The sequence below is a fragment of the Peptoniphilus mikwangii genome (assembly GCF_000468535.1).
Lineage (GTDB): Bacteria > Bacillota > Clostridia > Tissierellales > Peptoniphilaceae > Anaerosphaera > Anaerosphaera mikwangii.
In genome coordinates this window covers 750980-777374 of sequence record NZ_AUQY01000002.1, presented here as the reverse complement: position 1 = coordinate 777374, position 26395 = coordinate 750980, and the positions used below count along the sequence as shown (strand labels likewise).

The following is a 26395-nucleotide window of genomic DNA, read 5'->3' as shown; positions in this document are numbered from 1 at the left end:
ATAAGGGGGATTATTATGGCTCAAATTGTAAAGCCTTCAACACTTCCGGGGTTTATGGAATTGTTGCCGAAGGAACAAATTCTTTTTAATGAAATGATGGATACTATTAGGAAAAATTTTGAGAAACACGGATTTTTGCCTATAGATACTCCTGCGATAGAAAAAAGTGAAGTGCTTCTTGCAAAAGGTGGAGGAGAAACTGAAAAACAAATTTATAGATTTACAAAGGGATATACCGATATGTCACTTCGTTTTGATTTAACGGTGCCTCTTGCAAGATATACTGTTGAGCATTTTAACGATTTGTCTTTTCCGTTCAGAAGGTATCACATAGGAAAAGTATATCGTGGAGAAAAAGCTCAAAAAGGTCGCTTCAGAGAATTTTATCAATGTGATATAGATACAATAGGGAATGAAAAACTTGATATATTGAATGATGCGGAATTCCCTGTAGTAATTTATCATACTTTTAAAGATCTTGGCTTTGACGATTTTACAATAAGAATTAATAACAGAAAGATATTAAAGGGATTTTTTGAATCATTAAATATTTTAGATTCTGTAGATGTATTAAGAGCAGTTGATAAAATTGACAAGATAGGCAGAGAAAAAGTTAAAGAAGAACTTTGTGATAACGGAATAGCAGAAGATGTTGCCGTTAAAATAATTGATTTTATATCAATTTCAGGAACAAACAGTGAAATTTTTGAGGCGCTTGATAGACTTGAAATTGACAATGAAATATTTAATGAGGGACTGAGTGAATTAAAACAAGTTGTAAAATACATTACAGAATTTGCAGTACCTGAAAAGAATTTTACAGTTGATCTTAAAATTGCAAGAGGACTTGATTATTATACCGGCACTGTATATGAAACAACTCTTGATAATTATTCTAACGTAGGGTCAGTGTGTTCCGGAGGAAGATATGATAATCTTGCAAGCTATTATACGGATAAAAAACTGCCGGGAGTAGGTCTTTCTATCGGACTTTCGAGACTGTTCTATCAATTAAATGAAGCTAAAATTATTGAAGCTAAGAAGAAAAGTCTTATAGATTTGATTGTAATTCCGATGACCGGTTTTGTAGATGAAGCTATAAAGCTTGTTTCAAAATTGAGAGATGGTGGAATTAATACAATTATATATACAGAAGATGCTAAAATTGCAAAGAAATTTAAATATGCAAATGCTCTTGAGGTCCCGTATACATTAGTTGTTGGAGAAAATGAAGTAAAAACAGAAAAATATGCATTAAAAGATATGGTAACAGGAAATCAGGAAGAACTTTCTCTTAGTGAAATAATTAGTAGAATTAAGGAGAATTGATTTGAAATTTATAGTAGATGAAAAAATAAGAAGCGTACTTGGTGTTGATGCAATAGTAGGTGCACTACTTGAAAATGTGAATTTGAATGCCGCATTACCTTTAAAGTATGAAGATGAGATAAAATATCTCACTGACAGAGCTCTTGATGTTACAGAGCAAATGCTTGAAGAAAATGAAGTGCTTGAAGGATATAGAGAAAAGATAAGAGCGATAGGAAGATCTTTAAAGAGATATCCGCCATCAGCAGAAGCACTCATTAACAATATAAAAAGACGCGGAGCTATGCCGAGGATAAACTCACTTATAGATTTATATAATATGGGCTCATTAAAAAGTATGCTGTCAATCGGAGCACATGATGCGGACTCATTTAAGGGGGCTATAAGATTTACTTTTACGGATAAAACTGAAAGTTTTGTACCCGTTGGAGGAGGAACAAAACCTGTTCATGAAGGTGATTTTGTATATAGGGACGATGAAAAGATTGCCGCATATTTGGATGCGAGAGATGCTGAGGATTTTAAAATAGTTGAAGATACAAAAAATGTACTTCTTATAATTCAGGGCAATCAGAATACAAGTACTGAAATGAGAATGAAAGTTCTTGACGAGATATGTAAAAGTATAAAAGAAGTTTGCGGCGGAAGCTATAAGATATTTGCCGCACCGGCAGGAGAAGAAACAGAAATATAAAAATGGGGCGAAAGCTCCTTTTTTATTTGAAATAGCATATAAATAAATCATCTGTGAAAATAAAACATAGCAATTAGGAATTATAAATAGTTTAATTTAGATTAAACATATTGATAAAGTAAAAAATGTCAGATAGAAATTAAAGGTAAAAAAATGTCAAATTTTTTCAAATATCACTTGAAAAAATTTTATGCGTGTATTAAAATAATAAGTAAGTTAGCACTCTATCTTTATGAGTGCTAAATAGTTTAAAAATAAAATAATTAATATATTTAGGAGGCTTAAAAATGAATTTAAAACCATTAGATGATAAGCTTGTAATTAAAAAAGTTGAAAAAGAAGAAACTACAAAGTCAGGTATTGTATTGCCAAGTTCTGCAAAGGAAGAATCAAATATAGCGGAGATTGTTGCAATAGGCAAGGCTATATTGGATGATGAGAAAAGATGTGATGAAGTGCATGTTGGAGATAAAGTTGTATTTTCTAAATATGCAGGTTCAGAAATTGAAGTTGAAAAAGAAAAATATACAATAGTTAAATACACAGATATTTTAGCGGTATTAAAGTAATTGGGAGGATATAAAATGGCAAAGGAAATTAAATTTTCAGAAGATGCGAGAAGCGGTTTAATAAATGGAATTAATAAACTTGCAAATACAGTTAAGGTAACTCTTGGACCTAAGGGAAGAAATGTAATATTAGATAAAGAATATGGAGCACCGCTTATTACAAATGACGGTGTTACAATTGCAAGAGAAATTGAGTGTGAAGATAAGTTTGAAAATATGGGAGCTCAACTTTTAAAAGAAGTTGCTACAAAGACAAATGATGTAGCTGGAGATGGAACTACAACTGCGACATTACTTGCTCAAGCGATTATACTTGAGGGAATGAAAAATTTAGCTGCAGGAGCTAATCCCATGATTTTACAAAAGGGAATTAAAAAAGCGGTTGATAAAGCGGTTGAAGAAATAAAAGCTTTTTCAAAGCCTGTTGAAACAAAAGAATCAATAGCACAAGTAGCGACAATTTCAGCAGCAGATGAGGAAGTAGGACATCTTATTGCGGAAGCAATGGAAAAGGTTGGGAAAGACGGAGTTATTACTGTTGAAGAATCCAAATCAATGGGAACAAGCCTTGATGTAGTTGAAGGTATGCAATTTGATAGAGGATATGTATCTCCATACATGGTTACTGATAATGAAAAAATGGTTGCCGAGCTTGAGAGTCCATATATTCTGATAACAGATAAGAAGATTACAAATATTCAAGATTTACTACCTCTACTTGAACAAGTTCTTCAAGCCGGAAAACCACTTCTTGTTGTTGCGGAAGATATTGAAGGCGAAGCACTTGCTACACTTGTATTAAATAAGCTTAGAGGAACAATTAATGTAGTTGGAATTAAAGCTCCGGGCTATGGCGATAGAAGAAAAGAAATGCTTCAAGATATTGCAATATTAACAGGAGGTAAGGTTATTTCTTCCGATTTAGGACAAGATCTAAAAGATGCAACTGTTGAAATGCTTGGTAGCGCTTCAAAGGTAAGAGTGGAAAAGGATCTTACTGTAATTGTAAACGGAAACGGAAGCAAAGACGAACTTGATGCAAGAATTTCTCAAATCAAATCACAAATTGAGGCAACTGATTCCGACTTTGACAGAGAGAAGTTACAAGAAAGACTTGCAAAGCTTTCAGGCGGTGTAGCAGTTATTCAAGTTGGTGCTGCGACAGAAGTAGAGCTTAAAGAAAGAAAACTCAGAATAGAAGATGCTCTTTCAGCAACAAGAGCTGCTGTTGAAGAAGGTATAGTTCCGGGTGGTGGAACAGTTCTATTGGATTGTATAGATTCAGTGGCAAAACTTTTAGAAAATGCCGATGGGGATGAAAGAACAGGTATGAATATAATTCTTAAGGCACTTGAAGCACCTGTAAGACAAATTGCGGTTAATGCAGGACTTGAAGGAAGCGTAATAGTTGAAAGAGTTAAAGAGCTTGAAGTTGGAATGGGCTATGATGCACTTAAGGGAGATTATGTTAATATGATTGATTCCGGTATTGTAGATCCTACAAAGGTTACAAGATCTGCACTTCAAAATGCAGCAAGTGTAGCTGCTATGATTCTTACAACGGAAGCTGCTGTTGCGGTTATTCCTAAAGAAGAGCCACAAATGCCGATGAATCCGGGAATGGGAATGATGTAATAATAAAAGGGTATCGATTGATACCCTTTTTTATATTCTTATAAAATAAATTATTGTCAGTTTATACTCTTTTATTTTTCCACTTGCCTTGTTTATGATACACCATTATCATAACAAAAAACAGAAAATCTGATGGGATATAAGTATACCATAAATATTGTACAGGTAAGTTAAGTTTTCTACAAAGTATAATTAAAGGCATTTGTAATATCCACTGAGAAACTAAGGATGATATTAAGAGAGGAGTATTATATCCTGAACCCATAAATACTGTAGCTCTTCCAAGTCCGTATCCTAAAAAAGATATACACATTGCCGAAGCCGGCAAGAAAATTGCTCCCATATTTATTACATCAATATCATTTGTAAAAATGGATATTAATTTTTTGGAAAAAATAAAGCAAATCAATGTAAAAACAAATAATATTATGGCATTAAATTTTGCAGCTGTTTTTGATGTCTCTTCTGCTGCATCTATATTCTCTTCTCCAAGAAAATTACCTACAAGGACTGAACCGCCCATTAACAATCCCATCATAGGCAACATTGAGACCCCATAAATTTTAGAACTTATTCCGGCAGCTGTAAGTGGAATTAATCCATAACTTGCTACAAATTTTACTCTTGCTGCCTCAAATAAAAATGTAAGGAATGATTCAAAAGCACCGGGAATTCCGACGGTAATTAATTTATAGTCAATATTTGGAATTAATCTGAATAAATTTTTAAATTTAATTTTTATATAATTATTTCCTTTAAGTAAAATAAAAAAACCGATTAGAAAACTGACTGATGTTGAAATTACAGTGGCAACCGCTGCGCCAAATGTTCCTAAATTAAATCCCGTAATATTTATAAAAGGAACTTTTTCAAACATAAATATAGGGTCTAAAATCATATTCAGTATTGCACAAAATCCCATTATTTTCATTGGTGTTTTAGGATCTCCCGTACACCTGAATATTGAATTTACAGAGAATGACGAAAACATAATAGGAATAAAAAAGATTCTTAAATAACCATAAGAAAGTGCTATATCTATTACAGTCTTGTCGGGGGTGTAGAAGTGTAGTAGAGGTTTAATGAAAATAAAAAGTAATATCGAAGTTAGAATTCCCATCAAAAACTTAAAAGAAAGAGTTTGTTCGCATATTTTTTCTTTCATTTCAATGTCATTTCTTCCTACACTTTGCGAAATCATTGATACGGAACTTACGCCTATAATTTCGTTTAAAACTTCAAATAACCACAGTATAGTTGAAAATAAAGTTACAGCGGAAATAGCCTGAGAAGAAATTTTTCCAACCCAGTACATATCCACTATATCATATATTGATTGCAATAGCATTGCAGCCATTGTAGGAATTGAAAGTTGAACTAATTTGTTGAATATCTGTTTATTATTATGCATAAAATCACCATCACTATAAGGTTCATTATAACATAAATTAAAATTATGATGAAATAAAAAGTTATAGTAAATTTTGATAATTTAATATTTTTGACTTCTAATTGTAATTAGATTGTCAATTTATTTTTTAAATGGAATAGGTTAAACTTATAGTTAAGGAGATGATAAAAAATGAAGAGTATTAAAAAAATTTATTCCTTAGTAATAGCATTTGTACTATTAATAGCATTTGCTCCAAAGGTAAATGCACAGGGAACTTATGTGGGACTTCCGAGATTTAATGTTACGTTAAATGGAGTTAGTGTAGACAATAGCTATGCGAGGTATCCGCTTATCGTCTATAAGGACATAACATATTTTCCTATGACATACAATACAACAAGATTTTTAGGAGTTGAAACAAATTGGAGCGAGTATTCAGGACTTCAAATTAATCAAACCGGAATAAACGGTAAATTTGATTTTTATCAGACTAACAGAAAAAATGCAGACGTATATCCTGTAACAGTTCCTAATTTTAAAATAACAGTAAATGGAAAGACAATAGTAAACAGGAATGAGGAATATCCTTTATTGGTTTTCAGAGATGTGACATATTTTCCTATGACATGGAGATTTTGTGTAAATGAATTTGGCTGGAAATATAATTTTACACATCAGAAAGGTCTTGTTATTACATCAAACAACAATTCCGGCGGCAGTGTTCCTACTCCTAAGCCACCTGAAAATCCAATTGATGATTACAAAGATTATTCAAGTACAATATATTATAACTTGAATTATTATGTGATAAAGACAAATGGAACAAATTATAGATTGTTTAGAGAAAGTTCAATAAATAAAGATGTTAAGATGTTAAGTGATCTTGAAGTAAAGAGTTTTTATCAAGATGGAAACAAGCTATATTTTACATCGGGAAATAGCTTTTATTCTTATGATATGGATAAGGGAACATTTGACACTGTAATTTCAAACAGTAATGTAAAAGATGGAAAGATAGTTTCAAATGGAAGTCAAGTATTTTATGTAAGTGCAAGTAATGGAGAGTTGTATTCAAAAAATAATGTAAATCTTAATCCGGGTGCGAAGGTAGAAACACTTGAGAAAAAAGGTAATTATGTTCTTTCTACATTCACATATGATTTGGGGGTTAAATATAAATTAATAGTATTTGATAAAAATGGAATGGCAATTTACAAAACAGAAGATCAAACACAAAATGCAAAAATAGAAGGAAGCAATTTGACATACTTCAATGTAAATACCATGAAGAATGAAACTATATCATTGAATAAATAATAAAAAGGACTTACTTTCAAAGTAAGTCCTTATTTATTGAAACTTAAAACCGTAACAGCCATAAGTATAAGTAGCATTCCGAATAAATCTATCATCATAAAGCTCTCTTTTAATAAAATTATTGAAAACAAAAGTGAAGAAACAGCTTCAAGTCCGGCGATAAGAGAACCGCGAACAGGTCCTATAATAGAAACACCGGTTAGGAAACAATTAAATGCAAGGACAGTTCCAAATACTATCATCGCAATTAGACCGAGTATTGTCATCATATCAAAATTAACGGAAAATTTCCAAGGTTGGAGTAAAAAAGTAATGACAATGCCTCCGATAAACATACCGAATCCTGTAACAACAGAACTTGAGTATTTTTTTAATATGTTTATTGGAAGTAAGGTATAAATAACTACGGAAAATGCGGCTAATATACCCCAGAACAGTCCGGAACTACTTATTACAAGTGTACTTAGGTCCAAGTGAGTTGCAAGTACAACTGTTCCCAATAGTGCAAGTGCAATTGAACTTATTTCTTTAATTTTTGGTGCACGCATTTCTTTTATACAAACACCTACTACAATAAATATTGAACTTAAAAATTGAAGAACCGTTGCAGTTGGTGCATTAGTTTTTGAAATTGTAATTAAATATGAAAACTGACAAAATAACATTCCAAATATACCGAAGGCTATTAAAGTCAATGTATCTTTTTTATTTTTAAAAATTTTGAAGGTTTCTGTTTTATTCTTATATAGAGATAATAAAATAAGTATAAGTCCTGCAAATATAAGTCTTGTGTTTACAATAATTTTAGCATCCAGCCCCTTTGTACTCATCAGATATTGTCCGCAGGTGCCGGAAAAGCCCCAAAAGGTCGCTCCGATTATTGTCATAATATATCCTCTTAACATGATTTTACTATTTTTTTGCATAAAAAAACCTCCGATTTGTATTATACTTTAATCTGGGTATAAATGTAAAGATTGATAGAGTTAAAAAAGGGAGGAATTATGGATAAAAGAATGTTGGTTTACGGGTTTGATGTTCAAAGTGAAAGATTTTTAAAGCTTATAGAAATAGCAAACAATCTCGGTATTGAAACTGAAACAGTAAAATATGATGATATAGATAAGAAGGTCGGAATTTTAATGGGAGTCGAAGTAGATGATACAGAATATAATTCAAGTTGTGACGAAATAGGAGAAATTGAATTTTTATTATTCTCTGATTTTGAAAGAGAAGTTCTTGGAAAATTTGCTTTTGAAATTAAACAAGAGGGGATAATTATTCCGCATAAGGCGGTTATAACACCTACATCAAAAAATTGGAGTTTCAGATATTTAATATCTCATATAAAAGATGAACATAAAATTGTAAATAAATATAATGAACTTGGCAGACTTATAAAAAAAGCACAGGAAAAGTTTGAAAAAGAAAATAATAATAATAATAATCTCAAAGAAGAAATTGATTTTGCACTTAGTATAAGAGAACTTAAAGATATAAGTGAAAAAGATATAGATGAGAGGTATAATAGATTAAGTAAAGTAATTTTTAAATAGGGGGTATATTAATGGATGCAGTAAAAATTTCAAAAGAGCTTATTGAATTTATAGACAACAGTCCCTGTTCTTATTTTGCGGTAAGAAATATGGCGGGGCTTTTGGAAAAATTCGGTTTTAAAAAACTTGAGTGCAAGGATAATTGGGAACTTAAAAAAGGTGATAAATGTTATATAACTAATAATGACAGTTCTATTATAGCATTTACAATTGGAAGAAATGATGTTGAGAAAACCGGTTTTAAAATAGTAGGCTCTCATAGTGATTCACCCGGATTTAGAATTAAAAATAATGCACAAATGAAATTTGAAAACAATTTAAAATTAAACACTGAAGTATATGGAGGAGCAATTTTATCGACATGGTTTGACAGACCGCTAAGCATTGCCGGAAGAGTTGTATTAAAATCAGATAATTTATTAAATCCTAAGATTGAACTGGTAAAAATTGATAGGGATTTACTTATAATACCAAGCCTTGCAATTCATATGAACAGGGATATTAATAAAGGATTTGAGTTTAATCCGCAAACACATACACTTCCTCTTATGGGATTAGCTAATGAAGAAATAAAAGAAGATATGCTTGTTGATTTATTGGCAAAAGAACTTTCGGTTTCGACAGATGACATTACAGACTATGATTTATATTTATATGACAGAAACGGCGGCAAAATACTTGGATTAAATAATGAGTTTGTTTCTGTGGGAAGACTTGATAATCTTGCTATGGCATATATAAGTTTAAAAGCACTTATGGATACCGACTCGGGTAGCGGTGTTAATGTTATGGTATGTACCGATAACGAAGAAGTCGGAAGCAGTTCAAGACAAGGTGCAGACAGCCCTATGGTTGAGAATACGCTTGAAAGAATTGCAATAGGACTTGGAAAAAACAGAGAAGAATTTTTTAGAGCGATAGATTTGAGTTATATTATCTCAGCGGACATGGCACATGCTGTTCATCTTAACTTTGGAGAAAAAGCGGATCCTACAAACAGACCTTTGCTTGGAGGAGGACCTGTTATAAAATATGCAGCGAACAAAGCTTATACATCTGATGCGGTTTCGGCATCAATATTTAAGGGGCTTTGCGACAGAGCGGAAGTTCCGTGTCAAAGTTTTTATAATCGTTCCGATATGAGAGGAGGTTCAACAATAGGACCTATAACTCAAAATCATATAAATATAAAATCGGTTGATATAGGAAATCCTATGCTTTCAATGCATTCTGTAAGGGAACTTTGTGCGGTAGATGACAATTTATATTTATATAAAGTATTTTTAGAATTATATAAATAATGAAAAAATGATATGTATCCTCTTTTGACAAGCGGGATACATATCATTTTTTGTGTTTAAAAAGTTATATTATTTGTTCTATTTTTTGAATGTAAATTTGTTATCCTTGATATCCGTTATAATTGCAAGAGAAAATAAATCGTAACCGAGTTTTCTTATAAGTTTTCCTCCGTCTTGGAATCCTTTTTCTATTGCCACACTAAGTCCGATTATTTTTGCACCGCTTTGTTGAGATATTTTTATAAGACCGTTTAAAGCATTACCTTCTGCTAAGAAGTCATCAATTATCAGTAAATTATCTTTTTCGGAGAGGAATTTTTTTGAAACTGTGACTGAATATTTTTTGTCTGTTGTAAATGACTTTACCTCTTCCTGATAGACTTTGTCACCCAAATTTTTGTGGTGTTGCTTTTTGGCAAATACGACGGGAATATAATTGAATTTTTGTGACAATACAGTTGCAAGTGCGATTCCCGATGCTTCAATTGTGAGAATTTTATTTATATTTCTGTCTTTAAAATGCTCATATATTTCATCGGAAAGTTGAGATAAAAATTTTATATCAAGCTGATGATTTAAGAATGAATCTACCTTTATTATATTTTCATCTAAAATATAGCCGTCTTTTATTATTTTTTCTTCCAATAATTTCATGTTTACTTCCCCCGAATAATGTTATAAAAAATCAAAGATTTTTAGGATATTAAGTATAAAATAATGGTATAATATAAAAAAGTCAAGGAGGAATTATTATGTTTAAAGAGCTTGTTGAAAAAAGAAGAAGTATCAGAAAATATAAATCGGATAGAATAAAACAAGAAGAATTGAAAATAATATTAGAAAGTGCTCTTAAATCTCCTACCGGTAAAAATTTAGACAGTTTACAATTCATTTTGATAGAAGATGAAAAAATACTTGATGAGCTTTCGCATTTTAAAAGTCATGGTGCAGGATTTTTGAAAGGAGCTAAAGCGGCAATAGCAGTTTTAACAGATAAGGAGTTAGCGCCGGTAACATATAACCAAGATGCCTGCATAGCGGCTACAGTAATTCAATTTCAAGCAGAAGATTTAGATATAGGAAGCTGCTGGGCTAATGTTAGAGGTGCAACAAATGATGAGGGTAGAATTTCTGAAGATGTTATAAGAGAAGCTCTTGAAATTCCTGCTAAATATAATGTAGAATGTATTATTGGACTTGGCTATAAGGCTGAAATTCCTTCAGAAAAAAGGAAAAAGGAATTTGAAAGTCATGTACATTATGAAAAATTTTGAGGGCAGAATGGAACTAATTTTAAATAATCTTGAAGAAACAAAAAAATTTGGAGAAAAACTTGGCAGCCTTTTGAAAAAAGGTGATGTAGTTTGTCTTAACGGAGACCTTGCCGCAGGCAAGACGACCCTTACAAAGAGTATAGGCATTGGAATGGGAATAGATGATTATATAACTTCTCCTACATTTACGATAGTGAATGAGTATTACGGAAAACTTAATTTATACCATTTTGACACATATAGATTAGAGGGAGATAATGATGTATATTATCTTGGATTTGATGAATATTTTTATGGAGACGGAGTATGTGTTGTGGAGTGGGCAGATAGAATAAGTTCAAGTTTACCGGAATGTTATTTGGAGTTAAATATAACTCAGTTGGATGAAAATAAAAGGAAAATTGAAATCAATGCCGTGGGAGATAGAGCTAAAGAATTAATGGAGGATTTAAGATGATATCACTTGGGATAGATACTTCTACTTTCAAAACTTCTGTAGGACTTGTTGAGGATGACAGAGAAATAGCCTCTTATGAATTATCAGCGAACATGTATAATTCGGAAGAAGTGGTAAATATGATATCTGAAATATTCAGCAAGATAAATTTTTCAATAAAGGACATAGATTTAATTTCCGTGGGAATCGGTCCGGGTTCATTTACCGGAACGAGAATAGCTGTTACAATAGCAAGAACTCTTTCGCAGACATTAAATAAGGAAATAGTAGGAGTGTCTTCTTTAAAAGCTGTTGCCATGACTTATGAGGGAAGTGAATTTATAGTTCCGCTCATAGATGCAAAGAGAAACAGAGCTTATTTTGGTATATATAAAAATTCAGATGTTATTAGGACTGTTAAAGATGACAGACTTATGGATATAGATGAAATTGCAAATGAACTTTCTGGAAAAGCTGTTGTAATTCTTGGAGCGGGAGCTGAGTTTTTTTACGATAAATTAAAAGATAAGATGAATTTGAAAATGCCTAAGGAAAGACTTATAAGAGGAGCGAATGTTGCAAGACTCGGCATAATCGAATATAGAGAGCGTGGGTCGGATAATTTGTTTGATGTTTTGCCGAATTATATAAATCTATCTCAGGCGGAAGAGAATTTTAAAAAATTAAAACAGATATGAATGGTGAATTTAGAATAAGAAAAGCGAGAACAGAAGATGTCGACGCCATATTTAAGATAGAAGAAAGCTCATTTGATGATGCGTGGTCTAAAAAATTAATTACAAGCGTTTTAGAAAATGAATTTGCGCATAATTATGTAGCGGAAAATGAAAAATTGGATTTGGTCGGGTATATTTTCATTTCTGAGATTCTTGGAGATGTATCAGTAGATAATATAGCAGTTGATAAAAATTATAGAGGAATCGGAATTTCAAAACTGCTTATGGATAAATTGATTGATTTATACGGAAATAATCCAATCACGCTTGAAGTTAGAACGGATAATATAGAAGCTGTTAACTTATATAAAAGATATGGATTTGCGGAGTCGGGACTTCGTAAAGACTATTATGGATTGGGAATAGATGCAATAATAATGTGGAGAAGGTAAAATGAAAGTATTAGCGGTTGAATCATCGTGTGATGAAACATCAGTAGCGGTAGTTGAGGATGGTAGAACTGTCCTTTCAAATATAATTTCATCACAGATAAAAACTCATAAACAATTTGGCGGAGTAGTACCTGAAATAGCGTCAAGACAGCATGTTGAGGCTATGAATACGGTGCTTGCAGAGGCAATAAAAGAAGCGGGAGTAAAATATGAAGATATAGATCTTGTAGTTGCTACAAGGGGTCCCGGGCTTATAGGAGCGTTACTTGTAGGACTTAATTCTGCAAAGGCATTTGCATATGCGATAGAGAAACCGTTTATAGGGGTAAATCATATCTACGGGCATGTGTGTGCAAATTATATATCTAATAGAGATTTGGAGCCTCCATTTATAGGACTTATAGTATCGGGAGGGCATACATATCTTATAAAAGTTAGGGACTATGTAGACTTTGAGCTTGTCGGAAGAACAAGAGATGATGCAACAGGTGAAGCGTTTGACAAAGTTGCAAGAGCTATGGGGATAGGATATCCCGGAGGACCTATAATAGATAAGCTTGCAAAAGAGGGAAATGCCAATATAGAATTTCCAAGAGTAATGCTTGAAGAAGGATCGTATGATTTTTCATTTAGCGGGCTTAAAACGGCAGTTATAAATTATCTTCATAATAAGCAACAAAAAAATGAGCCTTATATAGTTGAAGATGTTGCAGCATCATTTCAAGTTGCAGTAACAGATGTGTTAGTGGAAAAATCAATACGTCTTGCAAAAAGTGAAAATATGGATAAAATAGTTCTTTCGGGAGGAGTTGCAGCTAATGAAGGGCTCAGACAAGCTCTTAAAGAGAGAGCGGAAGATGAAAATATAAAAATTTATTATCCGGATAAGATACTTTGTACAGATAATGCTGCAATGATTGCATCTGCAGGATATTATTTATATAAAAGCGGAAATTATGATAAAAATTCCTATGCAAAACCTAATTTGGGGTTATAATCATGGGTAATTATTAAATTAGGAGGGATTGTATGTACGATTTTACATTTGAAGTTGGAACTAAAATTTTATTTGGGAAAGATCAATTAGAAAAATTGCCGAAGGAAATAAAAAAATACGGAAACAGAGTTTTATTATGCTATGGTGGAGGAAGTATCAAGAGAATCGGACTATATGATGATGTAGTGAAGCTCCTTAATGACAATGAAATATTTTATTGTGAATTAGATGGAATAGAATCAAATCCTCGTGTTGAATCCGCTGAAAAGGGAATTCAAATTGCAAGAGAAAATAATTTGAATTTTATTCTTGCAATAGGAGGAGGTTCTGTAATAGACTGTGCAAAATTAGTTGCAGCAGGAGTTTATACAGACTGTACTCCTTGGGATATTGTAATTTCAAAATGTAATGTTGAAAAAGCGGTACCTCTTGGAACTATACTTACAATAGCTGCGACAGGTTCTGAAATGGATAATGTATCTGTAATTACAAATTTGAAAACTAAAGAAAAGCTTGCGTGGGGAACAAAACTTGTGTTGCCTAAATTTTCATTTATGAATCCTGAATATACATTTTCTGTCCCGAAAAAACATACTGCGGCAGGAGTAGCGGATATTATGAGTCATACTATGGAAAACTATTTTACATTAAATGACGGTTGCTATTTACAAGATCGTTTTGCGGAAGGCATATTAAAGACATGTGTGGAGTATGGACCTGTTGTATATAATAATCCTGAAAATTATGATGCTCGTGCAAATATTATGTGGGCAAATTCTTGGGCAATAAACGGAATTTTAGATAGCGGAAAGGCAACAGACTGGAGCGTTCATGCAATGGAACATGAACTTAGTGCATTTTATGATATAACTCATGGAGTTGGGCTTGCGATTTTGACTCCAAACTGGTTAAAATATGTTTTAAATGAAGATACAGTTTCAAAAATAAGAACATTCGGTATAAATGTTTTTGGTATAGAGCAATCGGATGATGAATTTGCAGATGCTAATAAGGCGATAGATACATTAAGAGAATTTTTTAATAGCATGGAAATTCCGGATACACTTACAAAAGTAGGTATAGGAGAGGAACATCTTGAAGAGATGGCAAAACTTACGATCGAACACAAAAATGGAATTATTAACGGATTTGCTAAACTTGACGAAAAAGATGTGCTTGAAATTTATAAGATGAGTTTATAAGAAATATTTTGAATAGGCAGCTTATTATTATATAATAGTAGTCGAAAGACTACTATTTTTAATTTGAGTTTGGAGGGTGAGGATATGAAAAAATTTTTTTCTTTTCTAATATTGCTATTTTTGATACCGACATCAGTATTTGCAGATATGGGACCTAAGCCTGAAATGAATATAAGAGTATATAATGTACCGCAAGGTTTCAAGATATATTTATCGTGCGATAACTATAAGGATTATAATTTGTATGAAGAAGAAAAAATAGGGGAACCTGAATTTTTAAAGTTTGCCGATGAGCATAAATTAATTGTTCATCGAGAAAGTGAGGGAGGAATTCCCATATGGTTAAGAGTATCAGAAACAAAAGGTTACGATACATATAACTATAGCTATAGAGTTCCGAGTAAATTTAAAATAGCGGTCATAAATTCAAAAGGTGAAGTGTCATATTCAAATGAAGTCGAGGTAAAAGCTTTTAATGAAGAGTTCAGCTTTAATTATGAGAATATGCAGATAAAGAGAAATTACTTTTTGTTGGCACTATATTCGCTGCAATTTTTAAAAACTTTTGTTATTACGCTGATTTTAGAAGTTGGATTTTTGTACTTAGTAGGATATAGAACAAAGAGAGATTTAAGAAAAATTGTTATATTAAATTTAATTACTCAAATTTTACTTAATGTTATTTTGACATATGCACTGATTAAAAGTGGAAGTTTTTTTGCGTTGACCATTATAATTCCGGTTGAGATTTTTATATTCGCACTTGAGGGAGTTTATCTTGGAGCTACACTTGAGAGTTTCGGAAAATTTAGAAATACTGTTAGCGTTATAATTGCAAATTTAATTTCATTCGGCATAGGATTTTATATAATTAAATAGAGGATAATATGATTTTAATAAAGAATATAAAGCTTGAGCAGGATAGTATACAACTGCTTGAATCCAAGTTAAAAAAGGTTTTAAAACTTGAAAAATTTGAATATGAAATATATAGAAAATCAATAGATGCAAGAAACAGCATTACATTTAATTATCAGGTAATTATAAAAGAAAATATATCTGAGAAAAAACTTTCAAAAATAAAGGATGCGGTTTTTTATGAGGAGCCTAATTTTGAAATTTCATTACCTCATAAAAAATCTAAAACCATAATCGTGGGTAGCGGACCCGCCGGATTGTTTTGCGGCTATATACTTTCAAAGTACGGCTGTGATGTTATGATAATCGAGCGTGGAGAAAAGATTGAGGACAGAATAAAGAGCATAGACAGTTTTTTGAACGGAAAAGAACTGAATATAAATTCAAATATTCAATTCGGCGAAGGCGGAGCGGGAACATTTTCTGACGGGAAACTCACAGCTCGTTCAAAGGATATCAGAGTTAGAGAGGTGCTTAAAATATTTGTAGAAAATGGAGCACCTCAAGATATATTGTATGATGCTAAACCTCATATAGGAACTGACATACTTAGAAAAGTAATTGTAAACATGAGAAACTTCATTTTAAAAAATGGAGGCGAATTTGAATTTAATACAGTATTTTCAGACATATGCATAGAAAATGCAAAAGTTAAAAATATAATTGCAGAAGATAAAAAGATGTATGCCGATAATTATGTGCTTGCTCTCGGAAATTCATCTCGAGATACTTTTTATATGTTGTCTAAAAAAATAAAGATGAAAAACAAACCGTTTGCAGTTGGTTTTAGAATAGAGCATTTACAAAAAAATATAAATTTCAGCCAGTATAAGTGTGAAAATGAAAGCTTGCCTGCCGCAAGTTATATGTTGACATACAATGATAAAAATTTAAGGCTTAGCGGATATACATTCTGTATGTGTCCGGGAGGATATGTAATAAATGCATCATCTGAAATGGGAATGTTGTGTGTAAATGGAATGAGCTATTACAAGAGAAACGGAGAGAATGCAAATTCCGCACTTATAGTAACAGTTGATGAGAGTATTTACGGAACGGAATTATTGGCGGGCATGGAGTTTCAAAAACGGATAGAAAAAAGAGCGTTTGAACTTGGCGGTTCAAACTATTTTGCTCCGATTCAAAAAATAGCAGACTATCTGGAAAATAGATCGACAACAAAACTTGGAATTATTAAGCCTACAATTAAGCCCGGTTATACACTTTCAAATCTCAGAGGTATATATCCGGATGTAGTAGACGAAGTGATTTCAAACAGTATTATAAATATGGACAGAAAACTGAAGGGATTTGCAATATCTGACGGAATTTTAACCGGAGTGGAAACAAGAAGTTCCAGTCCTGTCAGAATATTGAGAGATGAAAATTTAAAAGCGGAGGGAATTATGAATTTATATCCCATAGGAGAAGGTTCAGGGTATTCCGGAGGGATAGTTTCTTCTGCAATCGATGGAATAAAGGCGGCAGAAAAGATAATAAGAGGAGAATAGAATGTTAAATATAGTTTTTTATGAACCGGAAATACCGTTTAATACAGGAGCAATTGCAAGAACATGTGGACTTACAAAAACAAGGCTTCATTTAATTGAGCCTCTTGGATTTTCGGTGGACAGCAGTCATTTAAAAAGAGCGGGGCTTGATTATTGGCACTTGGTAGATATAAATTACTACAAGAGTTACGATGATTTTTTAGAAAAGAATGAAGATAAAATGAAAGGCGGAGCAAGTTTATATTTTGCGACGACAAAGGCGGTGCAGAAGTATACGGATGTAAAGTTTAAAGACGGAGATTATATAATGTTCGGTCCTGAAACAAGGGGTATTCCCGAAAATATTTTATTTAATGACATTGAGCATTGCATAAAGATTCCTATGCTTAAAGATTACGGAAGAAGTTTAAATCTTTCGAATTCTGCAAATATAATATTATTTGAAGCATTAAGGCAACTTGATTTTTTAGGATTAGAATAAATAAACTGTTGTTATAAAATCGAAATTACTTTACAAAATTGCATAGTTGTGATAATCTATTTAGGTAAATTTTAATATAGGGTCATTATGACTTAAATTAAGGGTATACCCCTATTAATAGGAGGTGTTTTTATGGCTGACAGAGTAGTATTAGAATGTACACAATGTAAACAAAGAAATTACATTACCTACAAGAATAAGAAGACTAATACTGAAAGAATTGAGCTAAAAAAATATTGTAAGTTCTGTAAGGAGCACACAACTCACAAGGAAACAAAGTAATTTAAAAGGAGGAATAAAATTGGCAGCAAAGGATTCTGTAAAAAAGACTGAAGAAAAAAGTCTATCAAAATACTTTAGAGGAGTAAAATCTGAATTCAAGAAAGTTGTTTGGCCAACTAAACAAGAAGTTTTAAATTACAGTGCAATAGTAATTGTAGTTAGCATATTATTCTCTCTTCTTTTAGCTCTATACGACAAAATTGTGTTAACATTGTTTAAATTCATCATTTAAAAGTGGTGGTATTTATGGAAGATGAAAGACAAATCAATTTGGAAGATAGAGAAAAAGAAGCGAAATGGTATGTGATCCACACTTATTCAGGACATGAGAACAAAGTTAAGGCAAACATGGAAGCCATGGTCGTGAATCGAAACATGGAAGATTTGATTTTTGACATCCAAGTTCCAATTGAAGAGTACGTTGAGAATAAAGAAGGTTCAAAAAAAGTTAAAGAGAGAAAATTATTTCCAAGTTATGTTCTTGTGAAAATGATAATGAACGATGAATCTTGGTATCTTGTTAGAAATACAAGAGGCGTAACAGGATTCGTAGGACCGGGATCAAAACCTGTGCCACTTTCAGACGAAGAAGTTATTACACTCGGAGTGTGTGATAATAAAGAAATTTTTGGAGAATACGAAGTTGGAGAGACTGTTAAAGTAATTAGCGGACCATTCAATGACTTTGTAGGAAAAATTGATTCTTGTAATTATGAAAAGAAAAAAATTAAAGTATCGGTTTCTATGTTTGGACGTGACACATTAGTTGAATTGGATTTTAATCAAGTTATTAAACAGTAGTAGAAGCTAAAAGCTTCAAGAAGTGGGAGGGATATTCCCGCCTAAACCACAAGGAGGAAAGAAAATGGCAAAAAAAGTAATAGCATTAGTCAAATTACAAATTCCGGCTGGAAAGGCAACACCAGCTCCACCGGTAGGTACAGCACTTGGACCTCACGGTGTAAATATTATGCAGTTTACAAAGGAATTTAATGCAAAGACAGCTGATCAAGCCGGTCTTATAATTCCGGTAGTATTGACTGTATATCAAGACAGATCATTTACATTCATAACTAAGACACCACCGGCAGCAGTTCTTATTAAGAAAACTATCAATCTAAATTCAGGTAGTGGAGAACCTAATAAGAAGAAAGTAGGTAAGATTACAAAAGCACAAGTAAAAGAAATTGCTGAACTAAAAATGAAAGACTTAAATGCAGCAAGCGTTGAAGCTGCTATGAGCATGATTTCAGGTACAGCAAGAAGTATGGGTGTAGAAGTAGTAGAGTAGTGGGAGGAAGTTTCCGTTAAAACCACAAGGAGGGATTTTAATGCCAAAAAGAGGTAAAAAATATTTAGAAAGCGCAAAGCTTGTAGATAAAACTAAATTGTATGATGTAACAGAAGCTATTGAACTTGTTCAAAAAACTTCAGTTACAAAATTCGATTCAACTGTTGAACTTGCAGTAAGACTTGGAGTAGATCCAAGACATGCCGACCAACAAGTAAGAGGTACTACAGTACTTCCTCATGGAACAGGTAAAGTTAAAAGAGTTCTTGTATTAGCAAAAGCAGATAAACTTAAAGAAGCTGAGGAAGCCGGTGCTGATTATGTAGGTGGAGAAGAATTAGTTGAAAAAATCCAAAAAGAAAACTGGTTTGAATTCGACGTTGTAATTGCAACACCTGATATGATGGGTGTAGTTGGTAAAATCGGTAGAGTTTTAGGACCTAAGGGATTAATGCCAAACCCTAAATCAGGAACAGTAACTTTTGATGTAGGAAATGCAGTAAAAGAAACTAAAGCCGGAAAGGTAGAATATAGAGTAGATAAAGCTGCTATAATCAATGTACCTATCGGAAAAGTTTCATTTGGAACTGAAAAGTTAGAAGACAACTTTAGATCACTTATGTCAGCTATAATAAAGGCTAAGCCGGCAGCTGCAAAGGGAAGATATCTAAAGTCGGTTACAGTTGCAACAACTATGGGACCCGGAGTTAAGATTAACGGTCAAAAATTAGTAGAGCAATAAAAACACCTGAGGAAAGTGAAAAATCACTTTCCTTTTTTATTTATAAAACTGAAAATTAAGGATAAATTATTTTTGATTTCATATTATCCTACTCATCTGATATTGAAAAATATTGAATTATTATTAAAAACAATACGAATTGAGAATTATGTCGGCAGGATAATAATAAATTAAAACTATTATAAGAATTGTATATAATCATAAGAGTAAACAGATTTAAAAAGTTAAGTAAATTACAAGATTTATTCTATTTTAATCTTTAGAAGATATAAAATTTCTGATTATACATTTAAATGATAGAGTTACTTTTTAAAGACTATATGGTATAATTTTTAAGATAGTATTTGCTCATTTTCATCATGTATTTAAAAACAAATCGAAAGTTTAAAAATATTGTATGAAAGTTTTTAGTATCATATTAGGAGGAAGAAATGAATAAAAAATTATTAGTGTTAGTTGTAACTTTGCTTGTTATATTAACAGCATGTCAAGGAAAGGATAATAAGGAAATGGGAAAGAATGATGAGAAAAAAGAGTTGGTAGTATTTGCGGCGGCATCTATGACTGAAACATTGGAAAAAATTAAGACTCTTTATGAAGAAGAACATCCTGAAATAGAATTGATATATACATTTGATTCATCAGGAACATTAAAGACACAAATAGATGAGGGAGCAACTTGTGATGTATTTATTTCAGCAGCATTAAAACAAATGAATGCCATTGATCCGAAAGAATCAAAAGAAGAAATTTCAAATCCGATAGATTCTGAAAGCAGAATTAATTTATTGGAAAATAAAGTTGTTCTTGTTGTTCCGAACGGAAATGTAAAATCGATAAAAAATTTTGAAGATTTAAATACAGATACTGTAAGTTCAATAGCACTTGGAAATTCTGATGTTCCTGTAGGACAATATTCAGAAGAAATATTAACTAATTTGGGAATTTGGAATGAAATTCAAAATAAAATTACTTTTGGATCAAATGTAAAGGAAGTGACAACATGGATTTCAGAAAAGGCTGTTGATTGTGGAATAATATATAAAACTGATGCCTTTTCAGCAGGACTTGAAGTAGTAGATGAGGCAGAAGAAGGTGAAATTAATACTCCTGTTATATATCCGGCGGCTATTTTACAGAATAGTAAAAATGCAAAAGAAGCTAAGGAATTTTTGGAATATTTAAAAAGTGATAGCGCTAAAGAAATCTTTGAATCAGTCGGATTTGCTGTAGTGGAATAAAGATATGACAGATTATTATCCGCTTCTAAATTCAATTAGAATTGCATCAATTTCATCAATTATAACTTTTTTGACAGGTATATTTATAGCATATTATATAGAAAGACTGCCTAGAATTATCAAAGGTGTTTTAGATGTTATTCTGACTATGCCATTGGTACTTCCGCCAACAGTAATCGGATTTTTTCTGCTTAAGTTATTGGGACCGAATACTGTAATAGGAATGTGGTTTCTTGAAACATTTTCTGTAAGACTTGTTATGAATTGGTATTCATCAATATTTGCAACTGTGATTGTAACATTTCCGTTAATGTATAGAACAGCAAGAGGTGCGTTTGAATCTTTTGATTGGAATTTAAAATATGCAGCTCAAACACTGGGTAAAAATGACATTTGGATTTTTTGGAAAATAATATTTCCGAATTGTAAACAAGGTATTATTGCCGGAGTTGTACTCAGTTTTGCAAGAGCACTTGGTGAATATGGAGCAACAAGTATGGTTTCAGGGTTTACTCCAGGGAAAACTGCAACTATTTCAACAACAGTCTATCAGATGTGGAGAATAGGAAGAGATGATATAGCATATAAATGGGTAATTATAAATATAATGATTTCTTTTGCAGTTTTAATTACCATAAATTTATTAGAAAAGAAAAAATCACGGAGAGTTTTTTAATAATGCTTAAACTTGATATAAGACGAAGATTAAAAGATTTTAATATAGATGTTAATTTTGAATTTAACAAATCTGTCCTTGGGCTTTTAGGGGCATCCGGAAGCGGAAAGAGTATGACTCTTAAGATGCTATCAGGCTTAGTAAAGCCTGATAGCGGATATATAGCATTGGATGATGCCGTACTTTTTGATTCTGACAGCTCGATAGATCTTAAGCCCCAGATGCGTAACATAGGATATTTATTTCAAGATTATGCACTGTTTCCCAATATGACTGTAGAAAAAAATATATTAGCCGGAGTTAGAACCGGAAGCTATAAAGAAAAAATTAAAAAGGTAAATTCTGTTTTAAGTGATTTAAAGATAGAAAAATTAAAAAAATGTTTTTCGGATAATTTATCCGGAGGAGAAAAACAACGTGTTGCACTTGGTAGAATTTTAGTAAATAATCCTAAACTGATTTTATTAGATGAACCTTTTTCGGCACTTGATGAATATTTAAAGTGGCAGATTGAAATTGAAGTAAAACAAGTTTTAGAGGAATATAATATTCCGTCTATTTTAGTTTCTCATAATAAAGATGAAGTATATAGAATGTGTGATGAAGTTTGTGTATTACATTGTGGAAAATCAGAACCGATTCAAGAAACAAAATCTTTATTTTTAAAGCCGAATACACTTTCAGCTGCAATGCTGTCAGGATTTAAAAATTATTCTGAGATCAAATATGTTGAAAAAGATAGAGTATATGCAATTGATTGGGATATTTATTTATCAGTTTTAGAGAATAATTTTGAAAATAAAATTGTAGGAATAAATTCAAGTAGCTTTAAAATTTTAAATGCAAATATTGAGGGAGAGGAAAATATATTTCACTTAAATGAATATAAAGTTCAAGTGGAATTATTTTCAGTTGTGATTATTGCAAAAATTTCAAGTTTTGCTAAGCCGTTATATATTGAAATTGAAAATAATGAGTGGGAAAGAATTAAAAATTTTGAAGACATATTTATACAAATTAAATCGGATGATATAATTTTTTTGAGATAATTAAATTTTAATATGGAGTAATAAACGATGAAAGATCAATATTTTAGAGAGATTTCTTATTTTAGAATTTCATTGACTCCTGTTTGTAATTTTCGTTGTATCTATTGTATGCCATATAATCAATCTTTTGATAAGGTAGATCTTATTCCTATGGAGCAAATTGAGCAGATTATAAAAGTGTCTGCTCAAAATGGTATAAAAAAGATTAGATTTACAGGCGGAGAGCCTCTTTTAAGGGAAGGACTTCTGCCCCTCTGTCATAAAATTTCAAATAAAATTGGGATTGATGAAATTTGCTTGACTACAAATGGTAGTTTTTTGAAAGATATGGCAAAAGATCTTAAAAAAGTTAATGTAAAAAGGATAAATTTGAGTTTGGATACATTAGATTCTAAAAAGTTTAGCGATATAACAAGAGGGGGAAAATTAAAATCAACTTTAGAAGGATTGGATGAAGCTTTAAAATTGGGATTTAAAGTAAAAATTAATACAGTATTAATGGGCGGAATTAATGTGGATGAAATATCAAATTTAGTTGAACTTACAAAAGAATTACCGATAGAATTGCGTTTTATTGAATTAATGAGAATGGGTGTTACAAAAAATTGGCAAGAAGATGTTTTTGTAAAAAACGACATAGTTTTAGATAAAATTAAAGGATTAAAACAAATTGGAAATTTTGGAGTTGCATCTGTGTATAAAGTACCGGGATATTGTGGTGAAATTGGTCTAATCAGTCCTATAAGTTCATGTTTTTGTGAAAACTGCAATCGTATCAGGATGACATCTGACGGAAAATTAAAACCATGTTTACATTCTAAGGAAGAATTTGATATTTGTAATTTATCAAAAGAACAAATAGAAGAAAAGTTTAAAGAGGCAGTATTTGCAAAGCCGTTTCAACATAAATTACTTAGAGGAGAAAGTGAAACTAATAGAACTATGAATTTAATCGGAGGATGAGATGAAAAAATTTACTCATTTTAATGAAGATGGAATGCCAAAAATGGTTGATGTAAGCGAAAAAGATAAGACAGTCAGAATAGCTGCAGCAAGTGGACAAGTATTGCTGAATGCCGAAACTTTCAAGAGAATTAAGGATAAGACTATTGAAAAAGGAGATGTATTGGCAGTAGCTCAAGTTGCAGGAATTATGGCGGCAAAAAAAACATCGGATATTATTCCGATGTGTCATAATATAAATTTGTCGGGAGTAGATATTAAGTTTATATTGGATGAGGATAAAAATATAATTGAGGTTCAGTCGACAGTAAAGACTACTTCTGAAACCGGAGTGGAAATGGAAGCACTACATACTGTATCAGTAGCTATGCTTACAATTTATGATATGTGCAAAGCTGTTCAGAAAGATATTATTCTAACTAATATTTATTTGATGGGAAAAGTCGGAGGTAAAAGTGGAGAATATGGAAGTATTGTAATATGAGAGTTGTGAGCGTATCTATAAGTAAAGAAAAAGGAACTAAGAAAATTCCGGTATCATATATTGAAATAAAGAAGGATCATGGGATTATTGGAGATGCACATGCGGGTAATTGGCATCGTCAAATAAGCCTGTTGGGAATTGAGAGTCTTAATAAAATGAAATTAAAATTTCCCAATTTATCTGCTGGAGATTTTGCTGAAAATATTTTGACAGAGGGTATAGAATTGTATAACCTTTCTGTGGGTACGGTACTTGAGATAGGAAATACAAAAATAGAAGTTACACAGATTGGAAAAGAATGTCATAAAGGATGCGAAATAAGAAAAATCACAGGTGATTGTGTAATGCCAAGAGAGGGAATTTTTGGTATAGTTTTAAAAGAGGGAAAAATTTTTCCGGGAGACAGTATTAATTTTATTGAAAGGTAGGTGACCGATATGATAGAAAAAGTACGAACAGAAGATGCGATTGGAAAACCTTTAATTCACGACATAACATCTATCAGAAAAGACGGTTTTAAGGGAGTTTTATTCAAGAGAAATCATATAATTCAAAGTGATGATATAGATAAGTTGAAAGACATAGGCAAAGAACATATATATGTCGGAGAATTGGAAGACAATCAAGTGCATGAAGAGGATGCAATTTTAGAAATTGCTCCTAAAATTGTTGATGATAACATTGAGTGGGGACTTCCGTCTGAAGGAAAAATTACATTTAAAAGTAAAGTAAGAGGACTTTTTAAAGTAAATGAAGAAGCCGCCTTTAAATTGAATTCTATCGAAGATTATACATTTGCTTCAATTTCTAATAATACGGTTGTTGATATAGGAGATAAGCTTATAGGCGGAAGAATTGTTCCGTTATATACTACAAGGGATTTAGTTGAAGAGGCTAAAAAAATATCAGAAGAAAATAATCCCATATATCGAGTATTGAAATTTTATAAAAAGAGAGTGGGAATAATAATTACAGGCAGTGAAATATATTCGGGAAGAATTAAAGATATGTTTGAGCCGATGATTAGAGAAAAGTTAAAATTTTATGGTGGAGAAATCGTAGATGTAATATTTGTTCCGGATGATATTGATAAACTACTTGAATCCATGAGAGAATTATTGAGTAAAGACATAGAGCTTTTAATATTATCCGGAGGAATGAGTGTAGATCCTGATGACCTTACACCGACAGCTATAAGAAATATCAGTTCGGATATAATATTTAAGGGAGTTCCGATACAGCCTGGAAATATGCTGACAGTAGGAGTTTTAAAAAAGACATATATAGTTGGAGTTCCTGGAGCTTCAATCCATTCTTCAAAGACAAGTTTGGACTTGCTGTTACCTAAAATATTTTCAAATTCTCCTGTAAATAAAGATGAATTTATAAAAATGTCTGTCGGGGGGCTTCTGTAAGGTGATTATGAGTGATAAATACAGCGTCGGGGTTTTAACTATCAGCGATAGATCGTATAGGGGAGAAAGAGAAGATTTAGGGGGACCTATACTCATAGAATTGATAGAAAAGCTTGGATTTGAGGTTAAAAATTTTAAAATAGTACCGGATGAAAGAATCAATATAAGAGAGACTATTGAAGAATGGGTTGATGAAGATGATTTAGCTCTTATATTAACTACCGGTGGAACGGGTTTTTCTGATAGAGATATAACTCCGGAAATTACAATTGAATTATGTGATAGGAGAGTGCCGGGAATTTCAGAGGCAATGAGAAGCTATGGAGCTAAATTTACACCTATGAGCTATTTGTCAAGAGCAGAATCGGGCATTAGAAAAAATACTTTGATAATAAATTTCCCCGGAAATCCTAAAGCGATAAGAGAAAATTTTGAAGCTATAATACCTTTCTTAAAACATGGTATAGATACATTGAGAGGAAAAAACAATTTAAAAAATGTTCATTAATC

32 protein-coding genes are annotated in these 26395 nt (G+C 31.9%); 29 read left to right on the top strand and 3 right to left on the bottom strand.

Translation table 11 applies throughout. The features are described 5' to 3' along the window. Positions 1 to 15 precede the first annotated feature (15 nt). The 4 genes from hisS to groL all read left to right on the top strand — a co-directional run bounded on the left by hisS (position 16) and on the right by groL (position 4227). A complete protein-coding gene (gene hisS / locus M915_RS04130) occupies positions 16 to 1329 on the top strand; it encodes a histidine--tRNA ligase (protein ID WP_036729585.1) in 1314 nt (437 codons plus the stop codon). 1 nt (position 1330) lies between these two features. Further along, the gene (locus M915_RS04125; protein ID WP_009221847.1) at positions 1331 to 2023 is read left to right on the top strand and encodes a B3/B4 domain-containing protein; all 693 of its coding nucleotides are present in this window, start codon (positions 1331 to 1333) and stop codon (positions 2021 to 2023) included. A gap of 287 nt (positions 2024 to 2310) precedes the next feature. Further along, positions 2311 to 2592, top strand: coding sequence for a co-chaperone GroES (locus M915_RS04120; RefSeq protein ID WP_009221848.1), 282 nt, complete (start codon positions 2311 to 2313; stop codon positions 2590 to 2592). 15 nt (positions 2593 to 2607) lie between these two features. Beyond that, positions 2608 to 4227: a chaperonin GroEL gene (gene groL, locus M915_RS04115; protein WP_009221849.1), complete on the top strand. Its 1620-nt coding sequence runs from the start codon at positions 2608 to 2610 to the stop codon at positions 4225 to 4227. A gap of 61 nt (positions 4228 to 4288) precedes the next feature. Here the strand turns inward: groL and M915_RS04110 are convergent, their stop codons facing one another. Then, on the bottom strand, positions 4289 to 5638 hold the full coding sequence (locus tag M915_RS04110) for an MATE family efflux transporter (protein ID WP_051259788.1): 1350 nt from the start codon (positions 5636 to 5638) through the stop codon (positions 4289 to 4291). A 171-nt stretch (positions 5639 to 5809) separates the two neighbouring features. On the opposite strand from M915_RS04110, the gene M915_RS07285 reads away from it, so the two are divergent. After that, positions 5810 to 6937 carry a hypothetical protein gene (locus M915_RS07285; RefSeq protein ID WP_051259787.1) on the top strand — a complete coding sequence of 376 codons (1128 nt, stop codon included), beginning with the start codon at positions 5810 to 5812 and terminating at the stop codon, positions 6935 to 6937. Between the two features lie 29 nt (positions 6938 to 6966). On the opposite strand, the gene M915_RS04100 is transcribed toward M915_RS07285, so the two are convergent. Beyond that, on the bottom strand, positions 6967 to 7863 hold the full coding sequence (locus M915_RS04100) for a DMT family transporter (protein WP_036729581.1): 897 nt from the start codon (positions 7861 to 7863) through the stop codon (positions 6967 to 6969). A gap of 78 nt (positions 7864 to 7941) precedes the next feature. Here M915_RS04100 and M915_RS04095 point away from each other — a divergent pair, with 78 nt between their 5' ends. Then, positions 7942 to 8493: a DUF3783 domain-containing protein gene (locus tag M915_RS04095; protein ID WP_036729577.1), complete on the top strand. Its 552-nt coding sequence runs from the start codon at positions 7942 to 7944 to the stop codon at positions 8491 to 8493. An 11-nt stretch (positions 8494 to 8504) separates the two neighbouring features. Further along, entirely contained in the window at positions 8505 to 9794 is a 1290-nt protein-coding gene (locus M915_RS04090; protein WP_036729574.1) for a M18 family aminopeptidase, read from the top strand. 78 nt (positions 9795 to 9872) lie between these two features. Here M915_RS04090 and M915_RS04085 read toward each other — a convergent pair whose 3' ends face one another. Further along, on the bottom strand, positions 9873 to 10448 hold the full coding sequence (locus tag M915_RS04085) for a xanthine phosphoribosyltransferase (RefSeq protein WP_036729571.1): 576 nt from the start codon (positions 10446 to 10448) through the stop codon (positions 9873 to 9875). Between the two features lie 98 nt (positions 10449 to 10546). Between M915_RS04085 and M915_RS04080 the strand changes: the two genes are divergently transcribed. The 22 genes from M915_RS04080 (at position 10547) to M915_RS03975 (ending at position 26393) form a co-directional block, all read left to right on the top strand. After that, on the top strand, positions 10547 to 11068 hold the full coding sequence (locus M915_RS04080) for a nitroreductase family protein (protein ID WP_036729569.1): 522 nt from the start codon (positions 10547 to 10549) through the stop codon (positions 11066 to 11068). A gap of 7 nt (positions 11069 to 11075) precedes the next feature. Beyond that, on the top strand, positions 11076 to 11525 hold the full coding sequence (tsaE, locus tag M915_RS04075) for a tRNA (adenosine(37)-N6)-threonylcarbamoyltransferase complex ATPase subunit type 1 TsaE (protein ID WP_009221857.1): 450 nt from the start codon (positions 11076 to 11078) through the stop codon (positions 11523 to 11525). Beyond that, the gene (gene tsaB / locus M915_RS04070) at positions 11522 to 12202 is read left to right on the top strand and encodes a tRNA (adenosine(37)-N6)-threonylcarbamoyltransferase complex dimerization subunit type 1 TsaB (protein ID WP_009221858.1); all 681 of its coding nucleotides are present in this window, start codon (positions 11522 to 11524) and stop codon (positions 12200 to 12202) included. Before tsaE ends, tsaB begins: the two co-directional genes overlap by 4 nt. After that, positions 12199 to 12633: a ribosomal protein S18-alanine N-acetyltransferase gene (gene rimI / locus M915_RS04065; protein WP_036729566.1), complete on the top strand. Its 435-nt coding sequence runs from the start codon at positions 12199 to 12201 to the stop codon at positions 12631 to 12633. The genes tsaB and rimI overlap by 4 nt, the downstream gene beginning before the upstream one ends. Before the next feature lies 1 nt (position 12634). Continuing rightward, entirely contained in the window at positions 12635 to 13630 is a 996-nt protein-coding gene (gene tsaD / locus M915_RS04060) for a tRNA (adenosine(37)-N6)-threonylcarbamoyltransferase complex transferase subunit TsaD (RefSeq protein WP_036729564.1), read from the top strand. A 32-nt stretch (positions 13631 to 13662) separates the two neighbouring features. Continuing rightward, positions 13663 to 14832 (top strand): iron-containing alcohol dehydrogenase, encoded by a 1170-nt coding sequence (locus M915_RS04055; protein ID WP_036729561.1) that lies wholly within the window; start codon positions 13663 to 13665, stop codon positions 14830 to 14832. Between the two features lie 84 nt (positions 14833 to 14916). Then, entirely contained in the window at positions 14917 to 15711 is a 795-nt protein-coding gene (locus M915_RS04050) for a hypothetical protein (RefSeq protein ID WP_036729558.1), read from the top strand. Positions 15712 to 15719: 8 nt separating this feature from the next. Next, complete coding sequence (locus M915_RS04045) at positions 15720 to 17261, top strand: NAD(P)/FAD-dependent oxidoreductase (protein WP_036729556.1); 1542 nt, start codon at positions 15720 to 15722, stop codon at positions 17259 to 17261. A gap of 1 nt (position 17262) precedes the next feature. Continuing rightward, positions 17263 to 17742: a tRNA (cytidine(34)-2'-O)-methyltransferase gene (locus M915_RS04040; protein WP_036729553.1), complete on the top strand. Its 480-nt coding sequence runs from the start codon at positions 17263 to 17265 to the stop codon at positions 17740 to 17742. A 132-nt stretch (positions 17743 to 17874) separates the two neighbouring features. Beyond that, complete coding sequence (gene rpmG / locus M915_RS04035; RefSeq protein WP_009221863.1) at positions 17875 to 18024, top strand: 50S ribosomal protein L33; 150 nt, start codon at positions 17875 to 17877, stop codon at positions 18022 to 18024. 19 nt (positions 18025 to 18043) lie between these two features. Then, positions 18044 to 18256, top strand: a complete 213-nt coding sequence (gene secE / locus M915_RS04030) for a preprotein translocase subunit SecE (RefSeq protein ID WP_009221864.1) — start codon at positions 18044 to 18046, stop codon at positions 18254 to 18256. A 14-nt stretch (positions 18257 to 18270) separates the two neighbouring features. Next, positions 18271 to 18825: a transcription termination/antitermination protein NusG gene (gene nusG / locus M915_RS04025; RefSeq protein WP_036729551.1), complete on the top strand. Its 555-nt coding sequence runs from the start codon at positions 18271 to 18273 to the stop codon at positions 18823 to 18825. Between the two features lie 64 nt (positions 18826 to 18889). Next, positions 18890 to 19315, top strand: a complete 426-nt coding sequence (gene rplK, locus M915_RS04020) for a 50S ribosomal protein L11 (protein ID WP_009221866.1) — start codon at positions 18890 to 18892, stop codon at positions 19313 to 19315. A 40-nt stretch (positions 19316 to 19355) separates the two neighbouring features. Next, positions 19356 to 20057, top strand: coding sequence for a 50S ribosomal protein L1 (gene rplA / locus M915_RS04015; RefSeq protein ID WP_009221867.1), 702 nt, complete (start codon positions 19356 to 19358; stop codon positions 20055 to 20057). 431 nt (positions 20058 to 20488) lie between these two features. Further along, positions 20489 to 21298, top strand: a complete 810-nt coding sequence (gene modA, locus M915_RS04010) for a molybdate ABC transporter substrate-binding protein (RefSeq protein ID WP_009221868.1) — start codon at positions 20489 to 20491, stop codon at positions 21296 to 21298. Between the two features lie 4 nt (positions 21299 to 21302). Next, positions 21303 to 21974 (top strand): molybdate ABC transporter permease subunit, encoded by a 672-nt coding sequence (modB, locus tag M915_RS04005; protein WP_036729548.1) that lies wholly within the window; start codon positions 21303 to 21305, stop codon positions 21972 to 21974. A 2-nt stretch (positions 21975 to 21976) separates the two neighbouring features. After that, positions 21977 to 23023 carry a sulfate/molybdate ABC transporter ATP-binding protein gene (locus M915_RS04000; protein ID WP_162799487.1) on the top strand — a complete coding sequence of 349 codons (1047 nt, stop codon included), beginning with the start codon at positions 21977 to 21979 and terminating at the stop codon, positions 23021 to 23023. A 27-nt stretch (positions 23024 to 23050) separates the two neighbouring features. After that, on the top strand, positions 23051 to 23986 hold the full coding sequence (gene moaA, locus M915_RS03995) for a GTP 3',8-cyclase MoaA (protein ID WP_036729544.1): 936 nt from the start codon (positions 23051 to 23053) through the stop codon (positions 23984 to 23986). 1 nt (position 23987) lies between these two features. Continuing rightward, the gene (moaC, locus tag M915_RS03990; protein ID WP_036729542.1) at positions 23988 to 24470 is read left to right on the top strand and encodes a cyclic pyranopterin monophosphate synthase MoaC; all 483 of its coding nucleotides are present in this window, start codon (positions 23988 to 23990) and stop codon (positions 24468 to 24470) included. Continuing rightward, positions 24467 to 24898: an MOSC domain-containing protein gene (locus tag M915_RS03985; protein WP_036729540.1), complete on the top strand. Its 432-nt coding sequence runs from the start codon at positions 24467 to 24469 to the stop codon at positions 24896 to 24898. Before moaC ends, M915_RS03985 begins: the two co-directional genes overlap by 4 nt. A gap of 9 nt (positions 24899 to 24907) precedes the next feature. Further along, positions 24908 to 25885, top strand: coding sequence for a molybdopterin-binding protein (locus M915_RS03980; RefSeq protein WP_051259785.1), 978 nt, complete (start codon positions 24908 to 24910; stop codon positions 25883 to 25885). A 7-nt stretch (positions 25886 to 25892) separates the two neighbouring features. Then, complete coding sequence (locus M915_RS03975) at positions 25893 to 26393, top strand: MogA/MoaB family molybdenum cofactor biosynthesis protein (protein WP_036729852.1); 501 nt, start codon at positions 25893 to 25895, stop codon at positions 26391 to 26393. The last annotated feature ends 2 nt before the right edge of the window (positions 26394 to 26395 follow it).